General features: G+C 58.5%; 18 protein-coding genes and 1 pseudogene. 15 read left to right on the top strand and 4 right to left on the bottom strand.

Annotated elements, in window-relative coordinates:
* Positions 1-292 precede the first annotated feature (292 nt).
* From arcA to UTO39_RS16770, 5 genes are all read left to right on the top strand, one after another.
* A complete protein-coding gene (arcA, locus tag UTO39_RS16790; protein WP_061099412.1) occupies positions 293-1,513 on the top strand; it encodes an arginine deiminase in 1,221 nt (406 codons plus the stop codon).
* Between the two features lie 10 nt (positions 1,514-1,523).
* On the top strand, positions 1,524-2,435 hold the full coding sequence (locus tag UTO39_RS16785) for a carbamate kinase (protein ID WP_320727618.1): 912 nt from the start codon (positions 1,524-1,526) through the stop codon (positions 2,433-2,435).
* A 124-nt stretch (positions 2,436-2,559) separates the two neighbouring features.
* Positions 2,560-3,564, top strand: coding sequence for an ornithine carbamoyltransferase (argF, locus tag UTO39_RS16780; RefSeq protein WP_151413574.1), 1,005 nt, complete (start codon positions 2,560-2,562; stop codon positions 3,562-3,564).
* 47 nt (positions 3,565-3,611) lie between these two features.
* Positions 3,612-5,015, top strand: a complete 1,404-nt coding sequence (locus UTO39_RS16775) for a YfcC family protein (RefSeq protein WP_151413573.1) — start codon at positions 3,612-3,614, stop codon at positions 5,013-5,015.
* An 80-nt stretch (positions 5,016-5,095) separates the two neighbouring features.
* Positions 5,096-5,575 carry an arginine repressor gene (locus UTO39_RS16770; RefSeq protein WP_003863366.1) on the top strand — a complete coding sequence of 160 codons (480 nt, stop codon included), beginning with the start codon at positions 5,096-5,098 and terminating at the stop codon, positions 5,573-5,575.
* Between the two features lie 3 nt (positions 5,576-5,578).
* Here UTO39_RS16770 and UTO39_RS16765 read toward each other — a convergent pair.
* A pseudogene (locus tag UTO39_RS16765) lies at positions 5,579-5,696 on the bottom strand (hypothetical protein).
* On the opposite strand from UTO39_RS16765, the gene UTO39_RS16760 reads away from it, so the two are divergent.
* The 5 genes from UTO39_RS16760 (at position 5,676) to gbpA (ending at position 9,271) form a co-directional block, all read left to right on the top strand.
* Positions 5,676-5,780: a pyrBI operon leader peptide gene (locus UTO39_RS16760; protein WP_320727617.1), complete on the top strand. Its 105-nt coding sequence runs from the start codon at positions 5,676-5,678 to the stop codon at positions 5,778-5,780. The pseudogene UTO39_RS16765 and the gene UTO39_RS16760 sit on opposite strands and share 21 nt — an antisense overlap.
* A gap of 34 nt (positions 5,781-5,814) precedes the next feature.
* Complete coding sequence (gene pyrB, locus UTO39_RS16755) at positions 5,815-6,747, top strand: aspartate carbamoyltransferase (RefSeq protein WP_061099416.1); 933 nt, start codon at positions 5,815-5,817, stop codon at positions 6,745-6,747.
* Between the two features lie 12 nt (positions 6,748-6,759).
* On the top strand, positions 6,760-7,221 hold the full coding sequence (pyrI, locus tag UTO39_RS16750; protein WP_320727616.1) for an aspartate carbamoyltransferase regulatory subunit: 462 nt from the start codon (positions 6,760-6,762) through the stop codon (positions 7,219-7,221).
* A gap of 74 nt (positions 7,222-7,295) precedes the next feature.
* Positions 7,296-7,682, top strand: a complete 387-nt coding sequence (gene ridA / locus UTO39_RS16745) for a 2-iminobutanoate/2-iminopropanoate deaminase (protein ID WP_061099418.1) — start codon at positions 7,296-7,298, stop codon at positions 7,680-7,682.
* Between the two features lie 137 nt (positions 7,683-7,819).
* On the top strand, positions 7,820-9,271 hold the full coding sequence (gene gbpA / locus UTO39_RS16740; RefSeq protein ID WP_320727615.1) for an N-acetylglucosamine-binding protein GbpA: 1,452 nt from the start codon (positions 7,820-7,822) through the stop codon (positions 9,269-9,271).
* 86 nt (positions 9,272-9,357) lie between these two features.
* Here the strand turns inward: gbpA and UTO39_RS16735 are convergent, their stop codons facing one another.
* Together UTO39_RS16735 and mgtA are read right to left on the bottom strand one after the other, a co-directional pair.
* Positions 9,358-11,742, bottom strand: coding sequence for a family 20 glycosylhydrolase (locus tag UTO39_RS16735; RefSeq protein WP_320727614.1), 2,385 nt, complete (start codon positions 11,740-11,742; stop codon positions 9,358-9,360).
* Positions 11,743-12,032: 290 nt separating this feature from the next.
* Positions 12,033-14,741: a magnesium-translocating P-type ATPase gene (mgtA, locus tag UTO39_RS16730; protein WP_320727613.1), complete on the bottom strand. Its 2,709-nt coding sequence runs from the start codon at positions 14,739-14,741 to the stop codon at positions 12,033-12,035.
* Between the two features lie 390 nt (positions 14,742-15,131).
* Here mgtA and treR point away from each other — a divergent pair, with 390 nt between their 5' ends.
* From treR to UTO39_RS16710, 4 genes are all read left to right on the top strand, one after another.
* The gene (gene treR / locus UTO39_RS16725) at positions 15,132-16,079 is read left to right on the top strand and encodes a trehalose operon repressor TreR (protein ID WP_320727612.1); all 948 of its coding nucleotides are present in this window, start codon (positions 15,132-15,134) and stop codon (positions 16,077-16,079) included.
* Between the two features lie 127 nt (positions 16,080-16,206).
* Entirely contained in the window at positions 16,207-17,625 is a 1,419-nt protein-coding gene (gene treB / locus UTO39_RS16720; RefSeq protein ID WP_266179852.1) for a PTS trehalose transporter subunit IIBC, read from the top strand.
* Positions 17,626-17,677: 52 nt separating this feature from the next.
* Positions 17,678-19,333, top strand: a complete 1,656-nt coding sequence (treC, locus tag UTO39_RS16715) for an alpha,alpha-phosphotrehalase (protein ID WP_320727611.1) — start codon at positions 17,678-17,680, stop codon at positions 19,331-19,333.
* 135 nt (positions 19,334-19,468) lie between these two features.
* Positions 19,469-20,215, top strand: a complete 747-nt coding sequence (locus tag UTO39_RS16710; protein ID WP_061099423.1) for an oligogalacturonate-specific porin KdgM family protein — start codon at positions 19,469-19,471, stop codon at positions 20,213-20,215.
* Between the two features lie 8 nt (positions 20,216-20,223).
* Here UTO39_RS16710 and UTO39_RS16705 read toward each other — a convergent pair whose 3' ends face one another.
* Positions 20,224-20,883, bottom strand: coding sequence for a MurR/RpiR family transcriptional regulator (locus UTO39_RS16705; protein WP_061099424.1), 660 nt, complete (start codon positions 20,881-20,883; stop codon positions 20,224-20,226).
* Between the two features lie 179 nt (positions 20,884-21,062).
* On the opposite strand from UTO39_RS16705, the gene UTO39_RS16700 reads away from it, so the two are divergent.
* Positions 21,063-22,460, top strand: a complete 1,398-nt coding sequence (locus UTO39_RS16700; RefSeq protein WP_320727610.1) for a fructose-specific PTS transporter subunit EIIC — start codon at positions 21,063-21,065, stop codon at positions 22,458-22,460.
* Positions 22,461-22,462: the final 2 nt, after the last annotated feature.

Below are 22,462 nucleotides of genomic sequence, written 5' to 3'. Positions count from 1 at the left end.
CTATTAATTACAAAATGTGTAATTCTACAAAACAATAACAACCTCAAATAATGCCACCGGATCCTGCTTAGCTATTCATCTCCCAATAATATGAAATTAATCATTATCTGATGCGAATCATGCAAATGAAAACAAACCTTTTAATATCCTTTTTCGCGTGAGCAATATCACATTACGGATTATTTAACTGCCTAGTATAAATCTCGAAATCAATTGAGCTTAGCCGCCATGTAATTAAACACAACGCATGGCGCATGCCCTTTTTATTCTGAAAAAAGTTAAAGGAATAATTATGGAAAAGCATTACGTCGGTTCTGAAATTGGTCAATTGCGTAGCGTTATGCTGCACCGCCCAAATTTAAGTCTGAAACGTTTAACCCCGTCAAACTGTCAGGAGCTGTTATTTGATGACGTGCTCTCCGTTGAACGGGCGGGTGAGGAGCATGACATCTTCGCAAACACGCTGCGCGAGCAGGGTGTGGAAGTCCTGCTGTTGACCGACCTCCTGACACAAACCCTTGATATCGCAGAGGCAAAATCCTGGCTTCTTGAAACGCAAATCTCTGACTATCGCCTCGGCCCAACCTTTGCCGGCGACGTGCGCGGCTGGCTGGCGGATATGCCGCACCGCGAACTGGCGCGCAGGCTGAGCGGCGGATTAACCTACGGCGAAATTCCGGCGGCGATTAAAAATATGGTGGTCGATACCCACACGGCGAATGATTTTATTATGAAGCCGCTGCCGAACCATTTATTTACCCGCGATACCTCCTGCTGGATTTATAACGGCGTCTCGATTAACCCAATGGCCAAACCGGCCCGCCAGCGTGAAACCAATAACCTGCGAGCAATATATCGCTGGCACCCGGCGTTTGCCGACGGCGATTTTATTAAATATTTCGGCGACGAGAATATTAATTACGACCACGCCACCTTAGAAGGCGGCGACGTACTAGTGATTGGCCGCGGCGCGGTGCTGATCGGCATGTCCGAGCGCACGACCCCGCAGGGCGTGGAGTTCCTCGCCAACAGCCTGTTCAAACACCGCCAGGCCGAGCGCGTGATTGCCGTTGAGCTGCCCAAACACCGCTCCTGCATGCACCTCGACACCGTCATGACCCACATCGACGTGGACACCTTCTCCGTCTATCCGGAAGTGGTCCGCAAAGACGCCCAGTGCTGGACGCTCACCCCGGACGGACGCGGCGGCCTGCTGCGCACGCAGGAAACCGACCTGCTGCACGCCATCGAGAAAGCGCTCGGCATTAACCAGGTGCGCCTGATCACCACCGGCGGCGACGCCTTTGAAGCCGAACGCGAGCAGTGGAACGACGCCAACAACGTCCTGACCATCCGCCCGGGCGTGGTGATTGGCTACGAGCGCAACGTCTGGACCAACGAGAAGTACGACAAAGCGGGCATCACCGTGCTGCCCATCCCCGGTGATGAGCTCGGGCGCGGCCGCGGCGGCGCGCGCTGCATGAGCTGCCCGCTGGAACGCGACGGAATTTAAAGGAGCCATCATGGAACGAAAACCCACTCTGGTTGTGGCCCTGGGCGGCAACGCGCTGCTCAAGCGCGGCGAGCCGCTGGAAGCGGAGATCCAGCGCCAGAACATCGAGCAGGCCGCCCGCACCATCGCCGGGTTAACGGAGCAGTGGCGCGTGGTGCTGGTGCACGGCAACGGCCCGCAGGTCGGGCTGCTGGCATTGCAGAACAGCGCCTACGACAAAGTCACCCCCTACCCGCTGGACGTTCTCGGCGCCGAAAGCCAGGGGATGATCGGCTACATGCTCCAGCAGGCGCTGAAAAACAACCTGCCGCAGCGCGAGGTGAGCGTTCTGCTCACGCAGGTGGAGGTGGAAGCCGCCGACCCGGCCTTCAGCAACCCGACCAAGTACATCGGCCCGGTCTATAGCGAAGCGCAGGCAAAAGCGCTGGCCGCGGAAAAAGGCTGGGTGTTCAAGGCTGACGGGAGCTATTTCCGCCGCGTGGTGCCGTCGCCGCAGCCGAAGCGCATCGTCGAGAGCGACGCCATCACGGCGCTGATCCAGCGCGACCACCTGGTGATCTGCAACGGCGGCGGCGGCGTGCCGGTAGTGGAGAACGCCAACGGCTATCGCGGTATTGAGGCGGTGATCGACAAAGACCTCTCCGCCGCCCTGCTGGCGCGCCAGATAGAGGCCGATGCCCTGCTGATCCTGACCGATGCCGACGCGGTGTACCTCGACTGGGGCAAGCCGACCCAGCGCCCGCTGGCGCAGGTGACGCCGGAGCTGCTCAGGGGCATGGCGTTCGACGCCGGATCGATGGGGCCGAAAGTGGCCGCCTGCCGCGAGTTTGTTGAGGCCTGCGGCGGCATTGCCGGGATCGGCGCGCTGAATGACGGCGCGGAGATCCTGGCTGGCGAGAAAGGCACGTTGATTCGTAACTGAGAACTCCCCCCCCTCACCCTAACCCTCTCCCCAAAGGGGAGAGGGGACGATTACACCCTCTCCCCTTTGGGGAGAGGGCCGGGGTGAGGGGAAGGTCTTTATAATTTTTCAAAAGGATTTACCCATGACCATCAACCTGAAAAACCGCAACTTCCTGAAACTGCTGGACTACACCCCGGCGGAGATCCAGTACCTGATCGACCTCGCCATCGAGCTAAAGGCCGCCAAAAAAGCCGGGCGCGAAAAGCAAACCCTGGTCGGGAAAAACATCGCCCTGATCTTTGAAAAAACCTCCACCCGCACCCGCTGCGCCTTCGAGGTGGGCGCGTTTGACCAGGGCGCGCAGGTGACCTACCTCGGCCCAAGCGGCTCGCAGATCGGCCACAAAGAGTCGATGAAGGACACCGCCCGCGTGCTGGGCCGCATGTATGACGGCATCGAATACCGCGGCTACGGCCAGGCCATCGTTGAGGAGCTGGGCGAGTACGCGGGCGTGCCGGTGTGGAACGGCCTGACCGACGAGTTCCACCCGACGCAGATCCTCGCTGACCTGATGACCATGCTGGAGCACGCGCCGGGCAAAACCCTGCCGGAGCTGAGCTTTGCCTACCTCGGCGACGCGCGGAACAACATGGGCAACTCCCTAATGGTCGGCGCGGCCAAGATGGGGATGGATATCCGCCTCGTGGCGCCGAAATCCTTCTGGCCGGAGGCCGGGCTGGTTGAGCAGTGCCGCGCCATCGCCAAAGAGACGGGCGCGCGCATCACCCTCACCGACGACGTGGAAGAAGGCGTGCAGGGGGCCGATTTCCTCTACACCGACGTGTGGGTCTCCATGGGCGAGCCGAAGGAGGCCTGGGCCGAGCGCGTCAGCCTGATGAAGCCGTATCAGATCAACGCGGACGTGATGAAGGCCACCGGCAACCCGAACGTCAAGTTTATGCACTGCCTGCCCGCGTTCCACAACGAACACACCAAAGTGGGCCGCGAGATCGAAATGGCGTACGGGCTGAAGGGGCTGGAGGTGACGGAAGAGGTCTTTGAATCACCGAATTCAATCGTCTTCGACGAAGCAGAGAATCGCATGCACACCATTAAAGCGGTCATGGTGGCGACACTCGGCGACTAATCACCGCCCGGCGCGCCGCGGGGTGCGCCGGGTTTCAGGAGAACATCATGGGCAAGTTCAAGTTTCCCTCCGCTTACACCATTCTCTTTTTTCTGATTGCCGTGGTCGCCGTGCTGACGTGGATTGTTCCGGCCGGACAGTACCACATGGCGATGAACGAGGCGCTCGGCAAGGACGTGCCGGTTGCCGGCACCTACGCGCACGTGGCGGCACATCCGCAGGGGCTGGTGTCGGTGCTGATGGCGCCGATTGCCGGGCTATACGATCCGGAATCCGGCCAGGCCGGGGCGATCGACGTCGCGCTGTTTATCCTGATCATCGGGGGATTCCTCGGGATCGTCACCAAAACCGGAGCGATTGACGCCGGGATCGAACGCGTCACCACTAAGCTGCGCGGGCGCGAAGAGTGGATGATCCCGATCCTGATGGCGCTGTTTGCCGCAGGCGGCACGATTTACGGCATGGCCGAAGAGTCGCTGCCCTTCTACACCCTGCTGGTGCCGGTGATGCTGGCGGCGCGGTTCGATCCGGTCGTTGCGGCTTCTACCGTGCTGCTCGGGGCGGGGATCGGCACCCTCGGCTCGACTATTAACCCGTTCGCCACGGTGATCGCCGCCAACGCCGCCGGGATCCCGTTCACCAACGGCATTATGCTGCGCATCGCGCTGCTGGTGATTGGCTGGATCATCTGCGTGGCGTGGGTGATGCGCTACGCCCGCAAGGTGCGCAAGGATCCGTCGCTGTCGATCGTGGCGGATAAGCAGGAGGAGAACCTCGCCCACTTCCTCGGCAACAAGGGCGAACAGTCGCTGGAATTTACCCCGGTGCGCAAAATTATCCTGGTGATTTTCGCCCTCGCCTTCGCGGTGATGATCTACGGCGTGGCGGTGCTGGGCTGGTGGATGGCGGAGATCTCGGCGGTGTTCCTCGCCAGCGCCATTATCGTCGGGCTGATTGCGCGGATGAGCGAAGAGGAGCTGACCTCAACCTTTATCAACGGCGCGCGAGATTTGCTGGGCGTCGCGCTGATTATCGGCATCGCGCGCGGTATCGTAGTGATCATGGATAAGGGCATGATTACCCACACCATTTTGCACAGCGCCGAGGGGATGGTCACCGGGTTGTCGACGGTGGCGTTTATCAACGTGATGTACTGGCTGGAGGTGGTGCTGTCGTTTCTTGTGCCATCTTCGTCCGGCCTGGCCGTTCTGACGATGCCGATCATGGCGCCGCTTGCCGATTTCGCTAACGTCAACCGCGACCTGGTGGTTACGGCTTACCAGTCGGCGTCCGGTATCGTTAACCTTGTTACTCCCACCTCTGCCGTTGTGATGGGCGGGCTGGCTATTGCCCGCGTGCCCTACGTGCGTTATCTGAAATGGGTGGCGCCGCTGCTGGGGATATTAACGGTGGTGATTATGGTGGCGTTAAGCCTGGGCGCCGTGTTGTGATTTGCCGGATGGCGCTGCGCTTATCCGGCCTACGGATCGGTGCAGTGCCACCGGTTATTTCGGGAACTGATATGGGAACTATGATGGATTACGAAGAGTACTCTCCCAAAGAGCAACTACAGCTAACGGTCTGCCAGCGTCTGATCGCGGAAAAGAGCTATCTCTCTCAGGAGGAGATCCGCCGCGACCTGCAGGAGCGGGGTTTTGAGACCATCAGCCAGTCCACCGTTTCACGTCTGCTCAAGCTGCTCGGTGTCATAAAAATTCGAAATGCCAAAGGGCTAAAGATTTATTCGCTGAATCCCCAGCTGCGCCCTGCCCCCGACGCCGCGCGCACCGTCTCCGAAATGGTGGTGAGCGTGGAGCATAATAGCGAATTTATCCTTATCCATACCGTCGCCGGATATGGCCGCGCGGTGGCGCGTATTCTGGATTATCACCAGTTACCGGAAATTTTAGGCGTGGTGGCCGGAAGCAGTATCGTCTGGGTCGCCCCTCGGGTCGTGAAGCGCACCGCGCTGGTGCACAAGCAAATTAATTATTTACTCAGAACGCATTAATATTCATAAAGAACCGTTTGCATTGAGTAAAGCGTGCATTAAATCGCTTGATCCGCAAAGCGAGCTGCGTATAATGCCCGACAATTTGCCGGGAGGAAGCATGGTCAAGCGTGTACGACATAACGTCTTACCGCGTCTGAAATCAGACGCTGGCCTGCCGTTTTTCTTCCCGTTTCTAAACCTATTCCCAGAGCCCCTCATTTGAGGGGCTTTTTTTTGCCCGGCGTCAGGAGATAAACATGAATCCGCTTTATCAAAAACACATCATTTCCATAAACGACCTCAGCCGCGAAGAGCTGGAACTGGTTCTGGAAACCGCGGCAAAACTGAAGGCCAATCCGCAACCGGAGCTGCTGAAGCACAAGGTGATTGCGAGCTGCTTCTTTGAGGCCTCGACCCGCACGCGCCTCTCCTTTGAAACCTCCATGCACCGCCTGGGCGCGAGCGTGGTAGGCTTCTCGGACAGCAGCAACACGTCGCTGGGCAAAAAAGGCGAGACCCTGGCGGATACCATTTCAGTGATCGGCACCTACGTAGACGCGATTGTGATGCGCCACCCGCAGGAGGGCGCGGCGCGTCTGGCGACCGAGTTTTCCGGCGGCGTTCCGGTGCTGAACGCCGGGGACGGTGCCAACCAGCATCCGACGCAGACCCTGCTGGATCTGTTCACCATTCAGGAGACCCAGGGCACGCTTGAGAACCTGAACATCGCCATGGTCGGCGACCTGAAGTATGGCCGCACCGTCCACTCCCTGACCCAGGCGCTGGCGAAATTTAACGGCAACCGCTTCTTCTTCATCGCCCCGGACGCGCTGGCGATGCCGCAGTACATTCTCGACATGCTGGACGAAAAAGGCATTCAGTGGAGCCTGCACGCCAGCATCGAAGAGGTGGTGGGCAACGTGGATATTCTCTACATGACCCGCGTGCAGAAGGAGCGTCTGGACCCGTCCGAGTACGCCAACGTGAAGGCGCAGTTTGTCCTGCGCGCCAGCGACCTCGAGGGCGCGCGCGACAACATGAAGGTCCTGCACCCGCTGCCGCGCATCGATGAGATCGCAACCGACGTGGACAAAACGCCGCACGCCTGGTACTTCCAGCAGGCCGGAAACGGCATCTTCGCCCGCCAGGCGTTACTGGCACTGGTTCTGAATCGCGAATTGGCACTGTAAGGGGAAACGACAATGACACACGATAACAAACTCCAGGTTGAAGCCATCAAGCGTGGCACCGTGATTGACCACATCCCTGCGCAGATCGGCTTTAAGCTACTGACGCTGTTCAAACTGACCGAAACCGACCAGCGCATCACCATCGGCCTGAACCTGCCGTCCGGCGAAATGGGCCGCAAAGATCTGATTAAGATCGAGAACACCTTCCTGACCGACGAGCAGGTCAACCAGCTGTCGCTGTACGCGCCGGAGGCCACCGTTAACCGCATCGACGATTACGACGTGGTGGGTAAATCTCGCCCGAGCCTGCCGGATCGCATCGAAAGCGTGCTGGTCTGCCCGAACAGCAACTGCATCAGTCATGCTGAGCCGGTTTCCTCCAGTTTTGCAGTGAAAAAACGCGCCGATGACATCGCGCTCAAATGCAAATACTGCGAAAAAGAGTTTTCTCATTATGTGGTGCTGGCCAACTAATTGAGGTTGGTAAAGGATCCCGGCCTCCCTATAATGGCCGGGAACATTTAATCAGCTGTTATTCTGGAGAAATCATGACCAAAGTACTCGCGACGGAAAGTGCACCAGCGGCTATCGGCCCTTACGTTCAGGGCGTCGATCTGGGCAGCATGATCATCACCTCTGGCCAGATCCCGGTGAACCCAAAAACCGGTGAAGTGCCAGCCGACGTAGCGGCGCAGGCGCGTCAGTCGCTGGAAAACGTGCAGGCGATCGTTGAATCTGCCGGTCTGAAAGTGGGCGATATCGTGAAAACGACCGTTTTCGTGAAAGATCTGAATGACTTCGCGACCGTTAACGCCACTTACGAAGCCTTCTTCACAGAGCACAACGCTTCCTTCCCGGCGCGCTCCTGTGTTGAAGTGGCCCGTCTGCCAAAAGACGTGAAAATTGAAATTGAAGCGATTGCCGTACGTCGTTAATTCATTTCAATTTACAGAGGGCAGCTGAGGCTGCCTTTTTTATTTCGACCATTTTTACTCTCTCCAGGAAATGACGCTTCCCCTACTCCATTAATAGACTGGCGCTGCCTTGTTATATTCTAATTAATGGACGAAGAATGAAACTCTCTAAAATTGCGCTGGCCGTTGCCACATTAACGGCTGCGTCTTCAGCGCTTGCACACGGATATATTGAATCCCCCGCCAGCCGCGCCTATATGTGTAAGCTCGGCCAGAATATTGACTGCGGCTCCGTTCAGTACGAACCGCAGAGCGTAGAAAAAGCTTCCGGATTCCCGACCGGCGCAATGCCCCCTGACGGCCAGCTCGCCAGCGCAGGCATTGCCAACTACTCCCAGCTTGATAAGCAGAGCCTGAACGCCTGGACCAAAAGCCCCATGACGGCAGGCCCGCATGAATTTGTCTGGCACCATACCGCGCCGCATAAAACCACCAACTGGCGTTATTACATCACCAAACAAAACTGGGACCCAAATAAGCCCCTGACCCGCGACCAGTTTGAATTAACCCCGTTCTGTACCATTAACGGGAACGGTCAGGCACCGGCGATGACAAAATCCATGACCTGTAACGTGCCCGAGCGTACGGGCTATCAGGTAATTTATGGCGTGTGGGAAATTGCGGATACCGCAAACAGTTTCTATCAGGCCATTGACGTTGATTTCGGTAACGGCGGTAACGTAACCCCGGACGACACGCCTGCGGCGGTGTCCGAGTGGAGCAAAACGCTGAGCGGACAGATTGCCGGGAATAACCTGAACGCAGGCGATAAAGTCATCGCACGCTTCTTCAATGCCAACGGCGAAGTTGCCGCCATGCGCACCGAGATGACCATTAGTTCTGCTGCCCAGGGGGATGCGAACCAGTGGTCATACGATCTGGCGCAGAAGATCAACGCCGCGCACAGCGACGTCCGCGTCGGCGTGAAGGATGAAGCGGGTGAAATCAGCCCGATCCACGGGGCGAACAGCGTCTTCGTCAAAGACGGCAGCGCCCTGCGGTCCGTTGCGATCTCGTACGAAGAGCAGAAAGCGGAAGTGCATGAAACTATCGCCGTTTCTAACCTGCAGTACGGCAAAATCGAGAACGGCAAGGCAACCGTCACCTTCCACGTGAACACCAAAGGCGACGTGAACCTTGAAGCGCACGTGATGAACCACAGCGGTGCGGAAAAAGGCTACCTGAAGCAGGACATGAACAACGCCAACCAGGACGTGACCATGACCCTGAATGACGTGACGCCGGGCCACCACATGCTGAAATACTACGCGACCAATAAAGACGGCACGCTGTTCGCCCAGGACGTGCTGAACCTGATGCTGGAAGGCGATGCCGCCGCAGACGGCACCGGTCAGCATGACTATATCTTCCCGGACAGCATCGCGTCGTACAAAGCGGGCACCGTAGTGTTACAGCCTAAAGACGGTAAGACCTACGAGTGTAAGCCTTTCCCGTACAGCGGCTACTGCGTGCAGTGGAGCCAGTTTGCAACCCAGTTTGAGCCGGGCGTTGGCGCACACTGGAAAGAGGCGTGGGTTCTGAAGAACTAGTCCCCTCACCCCAACCCCTCTCCCCATAGGGGCGAGGGGCTCGATCGGTTCCCTCTCCCCTTTGGGGAGAGGGTTAGGGAGAGGGGCTACTGATTCCGCGTCGCCCTCAGCAGCGTCTCCAGCGGATACACCGCCGCAATCACCACCTCGTCCTGCACCTTCGCCGCGTTATCCAGCTCGCTCTGGATCGAGGCGATCTCTTTGTCATCCAGCGTGCCCTGACGCGCCACCAAGTCGGTGAGCCGCAGGCCAATCGACGAAAGCTTGTCGACTTCCTGAATCACCGGTTTAATGGCCTTCAGCTGATAGCTGTTTCCGCTTAGCGCCAGCGCGTCGCTGGTATTGCTCTGCCAGCGGTTAAAGACGTGGCGCAGGGCGTCGGCGCTTTCCGTGTCTTCCGCGTCGCTCACCAGACGATCGGCCCATTTTTGCATCTGGCGCACGGTGGCGCTTTCGGCGTTCAGCGCATCCGCAAGGCGGTTAAGCGGCTCAAACTGATGGTAGTTTCCGGCCTGGAACTTCAGGTGCTGGCGGGTGTAATACTGGGCCGGCTCAAGCGCCTGGGCGAGAATTTGCAGCGGCAGGGTGTCGGCGCTGTTCGCGAGGCGCGTGAACTGCACCTGCTGCTGGGTATGCTGCTGTAGCCCGACGGACACCGTCGACCAGCTGTCCATCGCCTGCAGGCGAGTATACATGTTATCGACATCGTTAACGTCCTGCGCGGACCACAGCCGCTCCGCCACCGCAAAGGCGCGCGGCCACAGGCGGATATCCAGCACCGGCGCGACCACGTTTTCCGCCCACAGCGCGGCTTCGCCGCCGAGCAGGTTGGCCTGATTCGCCACGTCCGGCACGACCGGAGGGGTGCCTTTCGGCACGTCGTCCAGACGCGCGCCGTTAATCGGGTAGCGGGTGTTCCCCACCAGGAAATAGCCGGTGAGTTTGTCGTTATCAACGTTGACCACCGGGCGCGTTTCGCCCATCCAGGTGTCGACGGTGAAGGTGACCTGGTTGTCGTCGCGCCACTGTATATTTTCCACCGCGCGGCGGGATTTCCCGGCGAAATCAATAAATCCGCGCCAGCCGGCATCCCCTTTTACCAGCGTAAAGCTGCCCTCTACCGGCTTGCCCTTCAGGCGCGGCATGGAGAAGGTCCAGCTCTGGGCGCTGTCGGTGTCCGCTATTACATCCACGCCGTTTAAGCCCTGCGGCACAATTTCATTGCGGTAGTGATAGGCGGTGGACTGAGGCTGGTCGAGATAGAAGCCCGTCGAGAGAATGCCTTTGTAGCCGTTCTGCGCCACCTGCCCCAGCGCGTCCTGCCCCTGCCAGGACTGGATCAGGATGCTTTTCGGCAGGTCGGGATGGTAGATCTCGTCCCAGCCGACCATCTGCCGGTGGTGTTTCTCAAGGATCGTCTCCAGCTTGCGGTTGAAATACGCCTGCAGCGCGTGGCTGTCCGCCAGCCTGTTGTCGCGCATGAAGTTCTGGATCGCCGGGTTCGCTTTCCACTGGCTGTCGTCCACCTCATCACCGCCGATATGCAGATACGGATCCGGGAAGATCGCCGCCAGTTCGCTGACCATCGCGTCAGCAAAGGCGTAGGTTGCCTCTTTTGTCGGATCAAGCACCGGCTTCAGCACGCCCCAGCTGCGCTCCATGCCGTACGGCCCCGGCGCGCTCATCAGCTCCGGGTAGGCCACTGCAATCGCCGAGGCGTGGCCCGGCATGTCGATCTCCGGCACCACGCGAATACCGCGCTCGGTGGCGTAGCGCACCACCTCGCGCATCTGTTCAGGCGTGTAGAACAGCCCGTCGCTGGCGAGCTGCGTCAGCTTAGGGTAGCGCTTTGAGCTGAAGCGCCAGCCCTGATCGTCGGTCAGGTGCCAGTGCAGGACGTTGAGCTTTGCCGCGGCCATGCCGTCGATCTGGCGCTTGATATCCGGCAGCGGAATAAAGTGGCGCGCCGAGTCGAGCAGCAGCCCGCGCCACGGGAAGCGCGGGGAATCTTCAATGGTGACCCACGGCAGCGAGGTGTTTTCCGCGCCGTTCTGCATCAGCTGGAGCAGCGTTTCCATGCCGCGCAGCGCGCCAAAGCGGGTGTTGGCGGAGATGTTTACGCCGTTGGCATCCACCGTGAGCTTGTAGCTTTCATCGCTGTCCGGCAGCGGCTGCGGCTTCACTTTTTTAGCAATGGCGATGCGGATGGTCGGCTTTTCAGGCTTGTCGACCTGCGGCTGAAGCGTCCAGCCGGTTTGCAGGGCGATGCGCTGGCGCAGGCGGTTGACGGCCTCACCGAGATCGTCCCCGCTGACGCTAATGGATACGTTGTTGCTGAGCACCAGCGCGCCCTGGGTTGTCGGGCGTTCAACCTTCGCGGGCCAGGGCATTAAGGGGAGATCGCCTGCCGGGGCGGCAAAGGCAGAGGCGCCGAGCATCAGCCCGGCGGTTAAGAGACTGTACCGTAACATGAATGTTCCTTATCTGACGGGCAAAATATACCCGTCATACTTCAAGTTGCCTGTGCGTTGGCTGCACTCGTTCACCCCGGTCACTTACTTATGTAAGCTCCCGGGGATTCACTCCCTTGCCGCCTTCATGCAACTCGAATTATTTAGGGTATAAAGGCAAAACATTCTGTTAACATGCGCTCAATTTGTCGTCAAGCGAATGCGCCGACGGAGATCACAGGTTGTTGAATTTGAGAGGAAAGCCAGGCCCCTCACCCCGCCCTCTCCCCAAAGGGGAGAGGGTGAAAAACTCACTGCCAACCATACCGACGCGCATAAATGCCTTTCACCATCTGCGTCAGCACCATGTAGCCCGCGAGGATCGCCACCAGCCACGGGAAGTAGCTCAGCGGCAGCGCCTGCAGCTGCAGATAACCTGCCAGCGGTGAGAACGGCAGCGCGATGCCCAGCGCCATCACAATGCCCGTCATTACAATCAGCGGCCAGGCGGCGCGGCTCTGGATGAACGGAATGCGGCGCGTGCGGATCATATGCACAATCAGCGTCTGCGACAGCAGGCCTACCACGAACCAGCCGGACTGGAACAGCGTCTGGTGTTCCGGGGTGTTGGCGTGGAACACAAACCACATCAGGCAGAAGGTCAGGATGTCGAAGATAGAGCTGATCGGCCCAAAGAACAGCATGAAGCGCCCCAGATCGGCGGGGTTCCAGCGCTGCGGCTTCTGGATCTGCTCGTCGTCCACGTTATCAAACGGAATCGCCACCTGAGACACGTCGTACATCAGGTTCTGGATCAGCAGATGCAGCGGCAGCATCGGCAGGAACGGCAGGAAGGCGCTCGCCACCAGCACGCTGAAGACGTTACCGAAGTTGGAGCTGGCGGTCATTTTGATGTACTTGAGCATGTTGGCGAAGGTGCGACGCCCTTCGATGACGCCCTCCTCCAGCACCATCAGGCTCTTTTCCAGCAGGATGATATCCGCCGCTTCACGGGCGATATCCACCGCGCCGTCCACTGAGATTCCGATATCTGCCGCACGCAGCGCGGGCGCGTCGTTGATGCCGTCCCCCATAAAGCCGACCACGTGCCCTTCGCGACGCAGCAGGGTGACGATGCGCTCTTTGTGCATCGGCGTCAGGCGGGCAAACAGCGTCGTGCGCTGGGCAAGCTGCGCCAGTTCGTCGTCGGTGAGGTGCTCAATGTCGCTCCCCACCACCACGTCGCCCGCGTCCAGCCCCACTTCGTGACACACTTTGGCGGCCACCAGCTCGCTGTCGCCGGTGAGAATTTTGACGGTAATACCGCTCGCCTTCAGCGCCTTCAGCGCCGGCGCGGTGGTCTCTTTCGGCGGATCGAGGAATGCGATGTAACCCTCAAGGATCAGATCGGATTCGTCGATACGCTGATAGTCCCCCTCGCGCGCGGGCAGAAACTTGCTCGCCACCGCCACCACGCGCAGCCCCTGGCGGTTCAGGTTGTCGGTGACGCGCTTGATGCGGCGCAGCATGGTCCCATCCAGCGGGACGATCTCACCGTTATAGCGCACCTGCGTGGAGACGTTCAGGATCTCCTGCAGCGCGCCTTTGCAGATCAGCTGGTGCACGTCCGGCTGCTCGCTCACCACCACCGACATGCGGCGGCGCTCGAAGTCGAACGGGATCTCGTCCACCTTCTGCCAGCGGCCGGAGAGCGTGCGGGCGGCCTCTTCGTCCACCCCTTCCAGCACCGCCACGTCGAGCAGGTTTTTCAGCCCGGTCTGGTAGTGGCTGTTCAGCCACGCGCTGTGCAGCACGCGCTCGCTGGTTTTACCGGCGATGTCGGTGTGGTTCTCCAGCACGATTTTATCCTGCGTCAGGGTGCCGGTTTTGTCGGTGCAGAGGATGTCCATCGCGCCAAAGTTCTGGATGGCGTCGAGGTGCTTGACGATCACTTTCTGTTTAGAGAGCTTCACCGCCCCGCGCGCCAGCGTGGAGGTGACAATCATCGGCAGCATTTCCGGCGTCAGGCCGACAGCGACGGAGAGCGCAAACAGCGCCGCCTCCCACCAGTCGCCCTTGGTGTAGCCGTTGATCAGCAGCACGATAGGCGTCATCACCATCATAAAGCGGATCAGCAGCATGCTGACGCGGCCAATCCCTTTCTGGAAGGCGTTCGGCTCGCTCTCCTGCTCGCTGACGCGGCCGGCAAGCTGTCCAAACCAGGTGTTGCCCCCGGTGGCGGTCACAATCGCCTGCGCGGTGCCGCTCACAACCGTGGTGCCCATAAAGCACAGGGTGTCGCACTCGAGCGGGTTCATCTGCTGCGGGTCGCGGCTGCGCGCCACCTTTTCAACGGGCAGGGATTCTCCGGTCAGGGAGGCCTGCGCCACGAACAGATCCCGCGCCTGGATGATGCGTAAATCCGCCGGGATCATGTCTCCCGCCGCCAGCTTCACCAGGTCGCCCGGTACCAGCTGGTCAATAGGCAGTTCCACCCAGGCGTTTTCGCCGAGATCGTTAATCACGCGCGAGACGGTCGCGGTGTTGCTGACCATCGCCTTCAGGGCGTCCGCCGCTTTGGTGGAGCGGGCTTCCTGAATGAAGTTCAGCAGCGTGGAGATGCCCACCATCAGGGCAATCACGCCCGCGGCGAACAGATCTTCCGTCGCGTAGGAGATAATGCCGAGTACGGTCAGCAGCAGGTTGAACGGGTTGCGGTAGCAGAGCCACAGGTGCACCCACCACGGAGAGGGCTTCTGCGCCGGGATCTGGTTATCGCCGTGCACGGCGCGGATTTTTTCCACTTCAGACGCGTTCAGCCCTTCCGGATGACCGCCAAAGGCGCGCCAGACTTCGTTTTCATCCATCGCCGCCACGTTCAGGCAGCGTTCGGTCAGGGACGCGGGGATCGCCGCCCCCGCCATGTTTTTGGCATTGGGCAGCGGGTCGCGCTGAACAAGACGGTGCGGCAGGTGGCGGCTCAGCAGCGCCTGCAGCTGCAGGGTGATATTTTTAAACATAGACATTCCTCCGCATCCGCCAGGCGGACGCAGCATTCCCTTCAGGCGTGGCAAGGCCGTACCTGTCAGGCACTCAATTTTTCAAGCAGGAACGTTTAGGACGTTGCTGCCTCACATACCGGTGAGACAGCAAAAAGCTGGCTTACCGGAAAGAACGTGTTCTCCCGTTCAGGAGAGGTGTGGGATCGGGATCCATAAAGCCTCCGGTAAGTAAAAAAACAGGGTGTCGCCGCGCAGTATAAGGATTTAAGCGTACCCTTTGTGGCGATTCGGGCGGTATTATACGCGCCTGCAAATAAACAGTACGTAAACCAGACTTTGCCCATAGCGAAATCGCGCTATAGCATTAGGCTCAATTGACCATTTTGTCGTTGTTACAGGGAAAACAGCATGCAGAACCGCCTTACGATTAAAGACATCGCGCGTTTAAGCGGCGTGGGGAAATCCACCGTGTCGCGCGTGCTGAACAACGAAAGCGGCGTCAGCGAACGCACCCGCGAACGCGTTGAGGCGGTCATGAATCAGCACGGTTTTTCCCCTTCCCGCTCCGCGCGCGCCATGCGCGGGCAGAGTGACAAAGTGGTCGCGATCATTGTTTCGCGTCTGGATTCACTCTCAGAGAACCTTGCCGTACAGACCATGCTGCCTGCCTTCTACGAGCAGGGCTATGACCCGATCATGATGGAGAGCCAGTTCTCGCCACAGCTGGTGGAAGAACATCTGGGCATGCTCCAGCGGCGCAACATTGACGGCGTGGTGCTGTTTGGTTTTACCGGCATTGACGAGGAGATGCTGAAACACTGGCAGCCGTCTCTGGTGCTGCTGGCGCGCGATGCCAGCGGGTTTGCCTCCGTCTGTTATGACGATGAGGGGGCGATTATCACCCTGATGCAGCGCCTGTACGAAGAAGGCCACCGCCACATCAGCTATCTGGGCGTGCCGCACGCGGACGTGACCACCGGCAAGCGCCGCCACGAGGCCTATCTGGCCTTTTGCAAAAAGCACAATCTCCCTGCCGTTGCCTCCCTGCCGGGGCTGGGCATGAAGCAGGGCTACGAGCAGGTCGCCAGCGTCCTGACGCCGCAGACCACCGCGCTGGTATGTGCCACGGATACCCTTGCGCTGGGTGCGAGCAAATATCTGCAGGAGCAGCGCGTCGATAATCTGCAGGTGGCAAGCGTCGGCAGCACGCCGCTGATGAAGTTCCTGCACCCGGAAATTATCACCGTTGACCCTGGCTACGCCGAGTCCGGCAGACAGGCCGCCGCGCAGCTGATCGAGCAGATCAACGGGCGGAGCGAGCCGCGCCAGATCGTGATTCCAGCCCGCCTCTCATAACCCCTCTGAATTGTTTATTGTGATCTTCGCCCGATTTCGGGAACGTTCCCATTTTCGCCGTCACGCTGAAGGAGTAGGCTTGCGCTCAGGTCATTACCCCCCTCAACATCTGTCATGAGGTTTCATGATGAGTAAAGTCAAACAAGCAGATATCGATCGGCTGATCGTCCTGGTCGGCGGCCGCGAAAACATCGCCACCGTCAGCCATTGCATTACCCGCCTGCGCTTCGTGCTGAACGATCCGGCCAAAGCCGATCCGAAGGCGATTGAAGAGCTTTCCATGGTTAAAGGCTGCTTCACCAACGCCGGGCAGTTCCAGGTGGTTATTGGTACCGAAGTGGGCGATTACTATCAGGCTCTGCTGGCGACAACCGGGCACTCTTCTGCCGATAAAGAGCAGGCGAAGAGGGCAGCGCGCCAGAATATGAAGTGGCACGAGCAGCTGATTTCCCACTTCGCGGAGATCTTCTTCCCGCTGCTGCCGGCGCTGATCAGCGGGGGCTTAATTTTAGGCTTCCGTAACGTCATCGGCGACGTGCCGATGAGCGACGGCAAAACCCTGGCGCAGATGTATCCGGCGCTGAAAACCATCTATGACTTCCTGTGGCTGATAGGCGAAGCGATCTTCTTCTATCTCCCGGTGGGGATTTGCTGGTCCGCGGTGCGCAAGATGGGCGGTACGCCGATTCTCGGTATCGTGCTGGGCGTCACGCTAGTCTCTCCGCAGTTAATGAACGCTTACTTACTTGGTCAGCAGGTGCCGGAGGTGTGGAACTTTGGCCTGTTTACCATCGCCAAAGTGGGCTATCAGGCGCAGGTCATTCCGGCCCTGCTGGCGGGTCTGGCGCTGGGCTTTATTGAGACGCGCCTGAAGCGCATCGTGCCGGATTACCTCTACCTGGTGGTGGTGCCGGTCTGCTCGCTGATCCTCGCCGTCTTCCTGGCGCACGCCTTTATCGGTCCGTTTGGCCGCATGATCGGCGACGGCGTGGCCTTCGCGGTGCGTCATCTAATGACCGGCAGCTTCGCCCCGATTGGTGCCGCGCTGTTTGGCTTCCTGTATGCCCCGCTGGTGATCACCGGCGTGCACCAGACCACGCTGGCCATCGATATGCAGATGATCCAGAGCCTCGGCGGTACCCCGGTCTGGCCGATTATCGCCCTGTCTAACATTGCGCAGGCCTCTGCGGTGACCGGCATCATCATCGTCAGCCGTAAGCACAACGAGCGTGAGATCTCCGTTCCGGCGGCCATTTCCGCCTACCTCGGCGTGACCGAACCGGCGATGTACGGTATCAACCTGAAATACCGCTTCCCGATGCTCTGCGCGATGATCGGCTCCGGCCTGGCGGGCCTGCTGTGCGGTCTGAACGGCGTGATGGCGAACGGGATTGGCGTCGGCGGCCTGCCGGGCATCCTCTCCATCCAGCCCGCGTTCTGGCAGGTGTTTGCCCTGGCGATGGCGGTGGCGATTATCGTCCCCATGGCGCTCACTACCGTGGTTTACCAGCGTAAGTTCCGTCAGGGCACGCTGCAGATTGTTTAACTTCATCTTTCGGGGCGCAGTTGCGCCCCCTTCGCATTTGCAGGAACGCACTATGAATACTCTTCCTCACTGGTGGCAGAACGGCGTCATCTATCAGATTTACCCAAAGAGTTTTCAGGACACCACCGGCAGCGGCACTGGCGATCTGCGCGGCGTGACGCAGCGGCTGGATTACCTGAAAACCCTCGGCATCGACGCCATCTGGCTGACGCCGTTTTATATCTCCCCGCAGGTGGATAACGGCTACGACGTGGCGAATTACACCGCCATCGACCCGACCTTTGGCACGCTGGATGACTTTGACGAGCTGGTTGCCAGGGCGCACGAACGCGGCATTCGCATCGTGCTGGATATGGTGTTTAACCACACCTCCACGCAGCACGCCTGGTTCCGCGAGTCGCTGAACAAAGCGAGCCCGTACCGCCAGTTCTACATCTGGCGCGACGGCACGCCGGAGCAGCTCCCCAACAACTGGCGCTCCAAGTTTGGCGGCAACGCCTGGCGCTGGCACGCCGAGAGCGAGCAGTATTATCTGCACCTCTTCGCCCCAGAGCAGGCGGACCTCAACTGGGAAAACCCGGCAGTGCGCGAAGAGCTGAAAAAGGTGTGCGAGTTCTGGGCCGATCGCGGCGTGGACGGCTTGCGTCTGGACGTGATTAACCTCATCTCTAAAGATCAGGATTTCCCGGACGACACCCTTGGCGACGGTCGCCGCTTCTACACTGACGGGCCGCGCATCCACGAATATCTTCAGGAGATGAGCCGGGACGTCTTTACCCCGCGCAACCTGATGACGGTGGGCGAAATGTCGTCAACCTCGCTGGAGAACTGCCAGCAGTACGCGTCACTCGACGGGCGCGAGCTGTCGATGACCTTTAACTTCCACCATCTCAAGGTGGACTACCCCGGCGGCGAAAAGTGGACGAAGGCAAAGCCGGACTTCGTGGCGCTGAAAACCCTCTTCCGCCACTGGCAGCAGGGGATGCACAACAAAGCCTGGAACGCGCTGTTCTGGTGTAACCACGACCAGCCGCGCATCGTGTCGCGCTTTGGCGACGAAGGGGAACACCGCGTTCACGCCGCGAAGATGCTCGGCATGGTGCTGCACGGCATGCAGGGCACGCCGTATATTTATCAGGGCGAGGAGCTGGGGATGACCAACCCACACTTCAGCCGCATCACCGACTACCGCGACGTGGAAAGCCTGAACATGTTCGCCGAACTGCGCGCCAGCGGCCGCGAGCCGGATGAATTACTGGCGATTCTGGCGAGTAAATCTCGCGACAATGGCCGCACGCCGATGCAGTGGGACGCGTCGCACAATGCGGGCTTTACCGAGGGCGAGCCGTGGATTGGGGTCTGCGATAACTACGAAACCGTGAACGCCCATGCGGCGCTGGACGACCCGAATTCGGTGTTTTACGCCTATCGGTCGCTGATTAGCCTGCGTAAAACCCTGCCGGTGCTGACGTGGGGGGATTACGACGATCTGCTCCCTGAACACCCTTCCCTGTGGTGCTATCGCCGCCGGTGGCAGGGCCAGACGCTGATGGTGGTGGCGAACCTGAGCCGCGAGCGCCAGCAGTGGCAGCCGGACCCGGTACAGGGCGAATGGCAGGTCGCACTCAGCAACTATGAGGACGTCCCCTCCCGTCCCGATACGCTGCTCTTGCGCCCGTTTGAAGCCATCTGGTGGGTGCAGGAATAAACGTCAGGAGATACAGCATGCTGTATCTCCTTTTTTATGTTTAGCGATACGCTAAATGTACGACGATAACTTTTACATCACGGCGTACCCAAAATAAAAATAGCCCTGCCAATTAAATAACCTCGGCAGGACATTATGAAAAAGACAATTATTAAAGCAACGTGTATTAGCGCATTATTATTAAGCACGCAGGGATGGTGCGGAAATACGTCCGTCGACCTTCGCTTTGGTCATAATACGCGCTCAGACGTAAATGATTCTCGTATTAAGGTCATGCATCAGGCGAATAACGGTTTTTACTTCTCCGTTGAAGCCGCACAAAACCACAACGACACCTTTTTTGGTGATACCGACCGATATAACTCCGACGATAAAGGGTTAACGGAGGCGGCGCAGGAGATCGAAACGCGCTGGCGCTTCGATCTTGGCAATGGCTTCGCCGTAGCGCCTGGCATGGTGACGGTTTTCACCGCCAGCAATACCCATTACCGCCCCTTCATTCAGGGGTGGAAAGCGTTCGATAACGGTCTGAACCTCTCCGCTCGTTACCGTTATAACACCGTCAATGACGCGCACAGCGACAAAGAACTCGACGGCAGCGGCTACACCCGCCGCCAGTCACACCAGTTCGATATTTGGTTCGCGTACAACATTGGAAAATTCGGTATGTCCTACAACCCGCGCTTCCGCTGGCAGGATAATGTCGATCAGGGAACCGGGGATGATACCTACTGGGAGCATACCGTCGCGTTCAACTACAAGCTCGACGATGGCTGGACGCCTTACGTCGAGCTGGTATCGCTGGATAAAACCTATATCAACGATGACGGTAACCATGAAAATGATTATGCCGTGCGTCTGGGGATAGTGAAGCAGCTCTGACGGCCTGACTACACCGTATCGTGCTGCAGCAGCCGGCAGCCGATACGGTCCACGGCGCTTAACAGTTCAAGCTGGCCCTCCCGCTGATACAGCGATACCGCGTTAATGTCGATCGGTAACGGCCAGCATAGCGTTGAGATCGACGCCAGCGTCGACCCCTGGCGGGTAATCGCAATAATCTTTAAGCCTTTGCGCAGCGCGTTTCGCGCCATTTCTATCAGCGACTGCGTCTCCCCGGATTTACTGATCAGCACCAGCGTCCCCTTCGATACCCGTGTCAGCTGGTGCATGTCATTCAAAATAAGGTGCGGCAGGCTCGCCAGCGATAAAAAACGCGACAGGTAGTTGAGGCTGGTAAGCGAGGCGCCCCGTGCGTACAGATAGATATGGCTGGAATGGGTGAGCAGCCTGGACACCTCCGCCACAATGTCATCCGCCTGCGGACCCGCGTCGGACACTACAGGCGCAGGGGTAAAGTGATCGCGTAAAAAACGATACCGAAGCTCGGTATAGCTTTTATACCCCATTTTTTTACACACACGATTAACGGATGTCGTCGTTGTAAAGGTATCACGGGCAATCTCTTTTGCCGATATATTAGAAATATTACACGCGTGATGCTGAATGTATTCAAATATCAAGCGCTCACTTCCCTGGAATGAATTCATATATTACACCCTGTTTAATCCCGGCATGATATTAACATACCAGGAAAATAGTCACTGGAAGGCGCTTCACACATTGCATTTACGCGTATCACGATACGTAATTAGTATTAGCAAACGTTAAAAACTGTTTTAGGTTCTCTTTATACTTTCCCTGTTTTCACATCCAGGGAATTATGACAATGACGAAACAAAAAGTTGTCGCGGTAACGGCCTGCCCGACGGGCATTGCACATACCTTTATGGCGGCGAATAAAATTATTGCATGGGCTAAAGCGCACAATATCGAGGTAAAGGTTGAAACGCAGGGCAGCGACGGCGTTAAAAACCGCTTAACGAAGCAGGATATCGCCTCCGCCACGGCCATTATTCTGGCAACCGACGTCCCCATTCAGGATGCCGAACGCTTTGAAAACATTCCCCACCTTCAGACCCGTACGCAAGAGCTGATCAAGCATACCGATCGCTATCTGCGTCAGGCGCTGGCCATGGAAAAAAACGTCACCACGGTCGTACATGAAGACGAACTCCAGCGTTCGGCTTACCAGATTTTTATCGGCCATATCATGGCGGCCATCAGCTATATGCTGCCGGTGGTGGTCATGGGCGGGCTGATGATGGCAACGGCTAAAATTACCGGCCAGTTTATTAGCATTGAACATTCGCCGTTCAGCGTGCTGGATAAAGTGGGCTTTATGACCATTAAGTTCATGTATCCGGTTTTCGCCATGTATCTGGCGTTTTCCATTGCCGGCAAACCGGCGCTGATCCCCGGGCTTATCGGCGGCATTATGTCCGATGAAGTCTACAAGCGCTTCTTTGATATCGAAGGCTTTATGCCGTCCGGCTTTTTCGGCGCGATCGGCATTGGCTTTTTTGTGGGCTACCTGGTGCGCTGGCTCAATGATTCGATTCACGTCCGCCAGCAACTGACCACCATTAAGACCATGCTGATCGTCCCGCTGATCACCGCCATTACGCTGGTGATGGTCATGGAATATTTGATCAATCCGATTTTTGGCTCGCTTAACCAGCTGATGGTGGTCTTTTTTACCTCGGCGGGTGACACCGGACGCGGGTTCTATTCCGCGATGATTGCCGCGGGCACCGCGTTCGACCTGGGCGGCCCGGTCAACAAGGCGGCAGGCTCGGTCGCGCTCGGCCTGAATGGCATAAGCGAGACGTTTGATTTAACCGCCCGCGAACTCTCGATCGTCATCCCCTCTATTGGCGTCGGCTTTGCCGCGTTCCTTAACGGCCGCTTTGGACTACCGGATGTCTTCAGCCGGGAAGAGAAAACCGTTGGCAGCACCTCGCTATTGCTGGGCGTTATCGGCATCTCGGAAGGCGCTATCCCGTTCATCCTGAAAAACCCACGCCTGATCCCGGTGTTTATGACCGGTGCCGTCGCCGGCGCGCTGGTCGCCATTGCACTCGGCGTGAAGCAAACGCTGCCGCTGCCGGCCATCTGGGGCTGGCCGCTGGCAACCAACGTGGCGGGCTACCTGGCGAGCGTCTTTATTGGCGCACTGATTTGCGCCCTGGGCGTGCTTTACGTCAGCCCAAAGAACGCCAGATAAGG

This window comes from Enterobacter sp. 118C5, from assembly GCF_034107645.1.
Taxonomy (GTDB): domain Bacteria; phylum Pseudomonadota; class Gammaproteobacteria; order Enterobacterales; family Enterobacteriaceae; genus Enterobacter; species Enterobacter nematophilus.
This window is presented reverse-complemented; position numbering and strand designations above follow the sequence as displayed.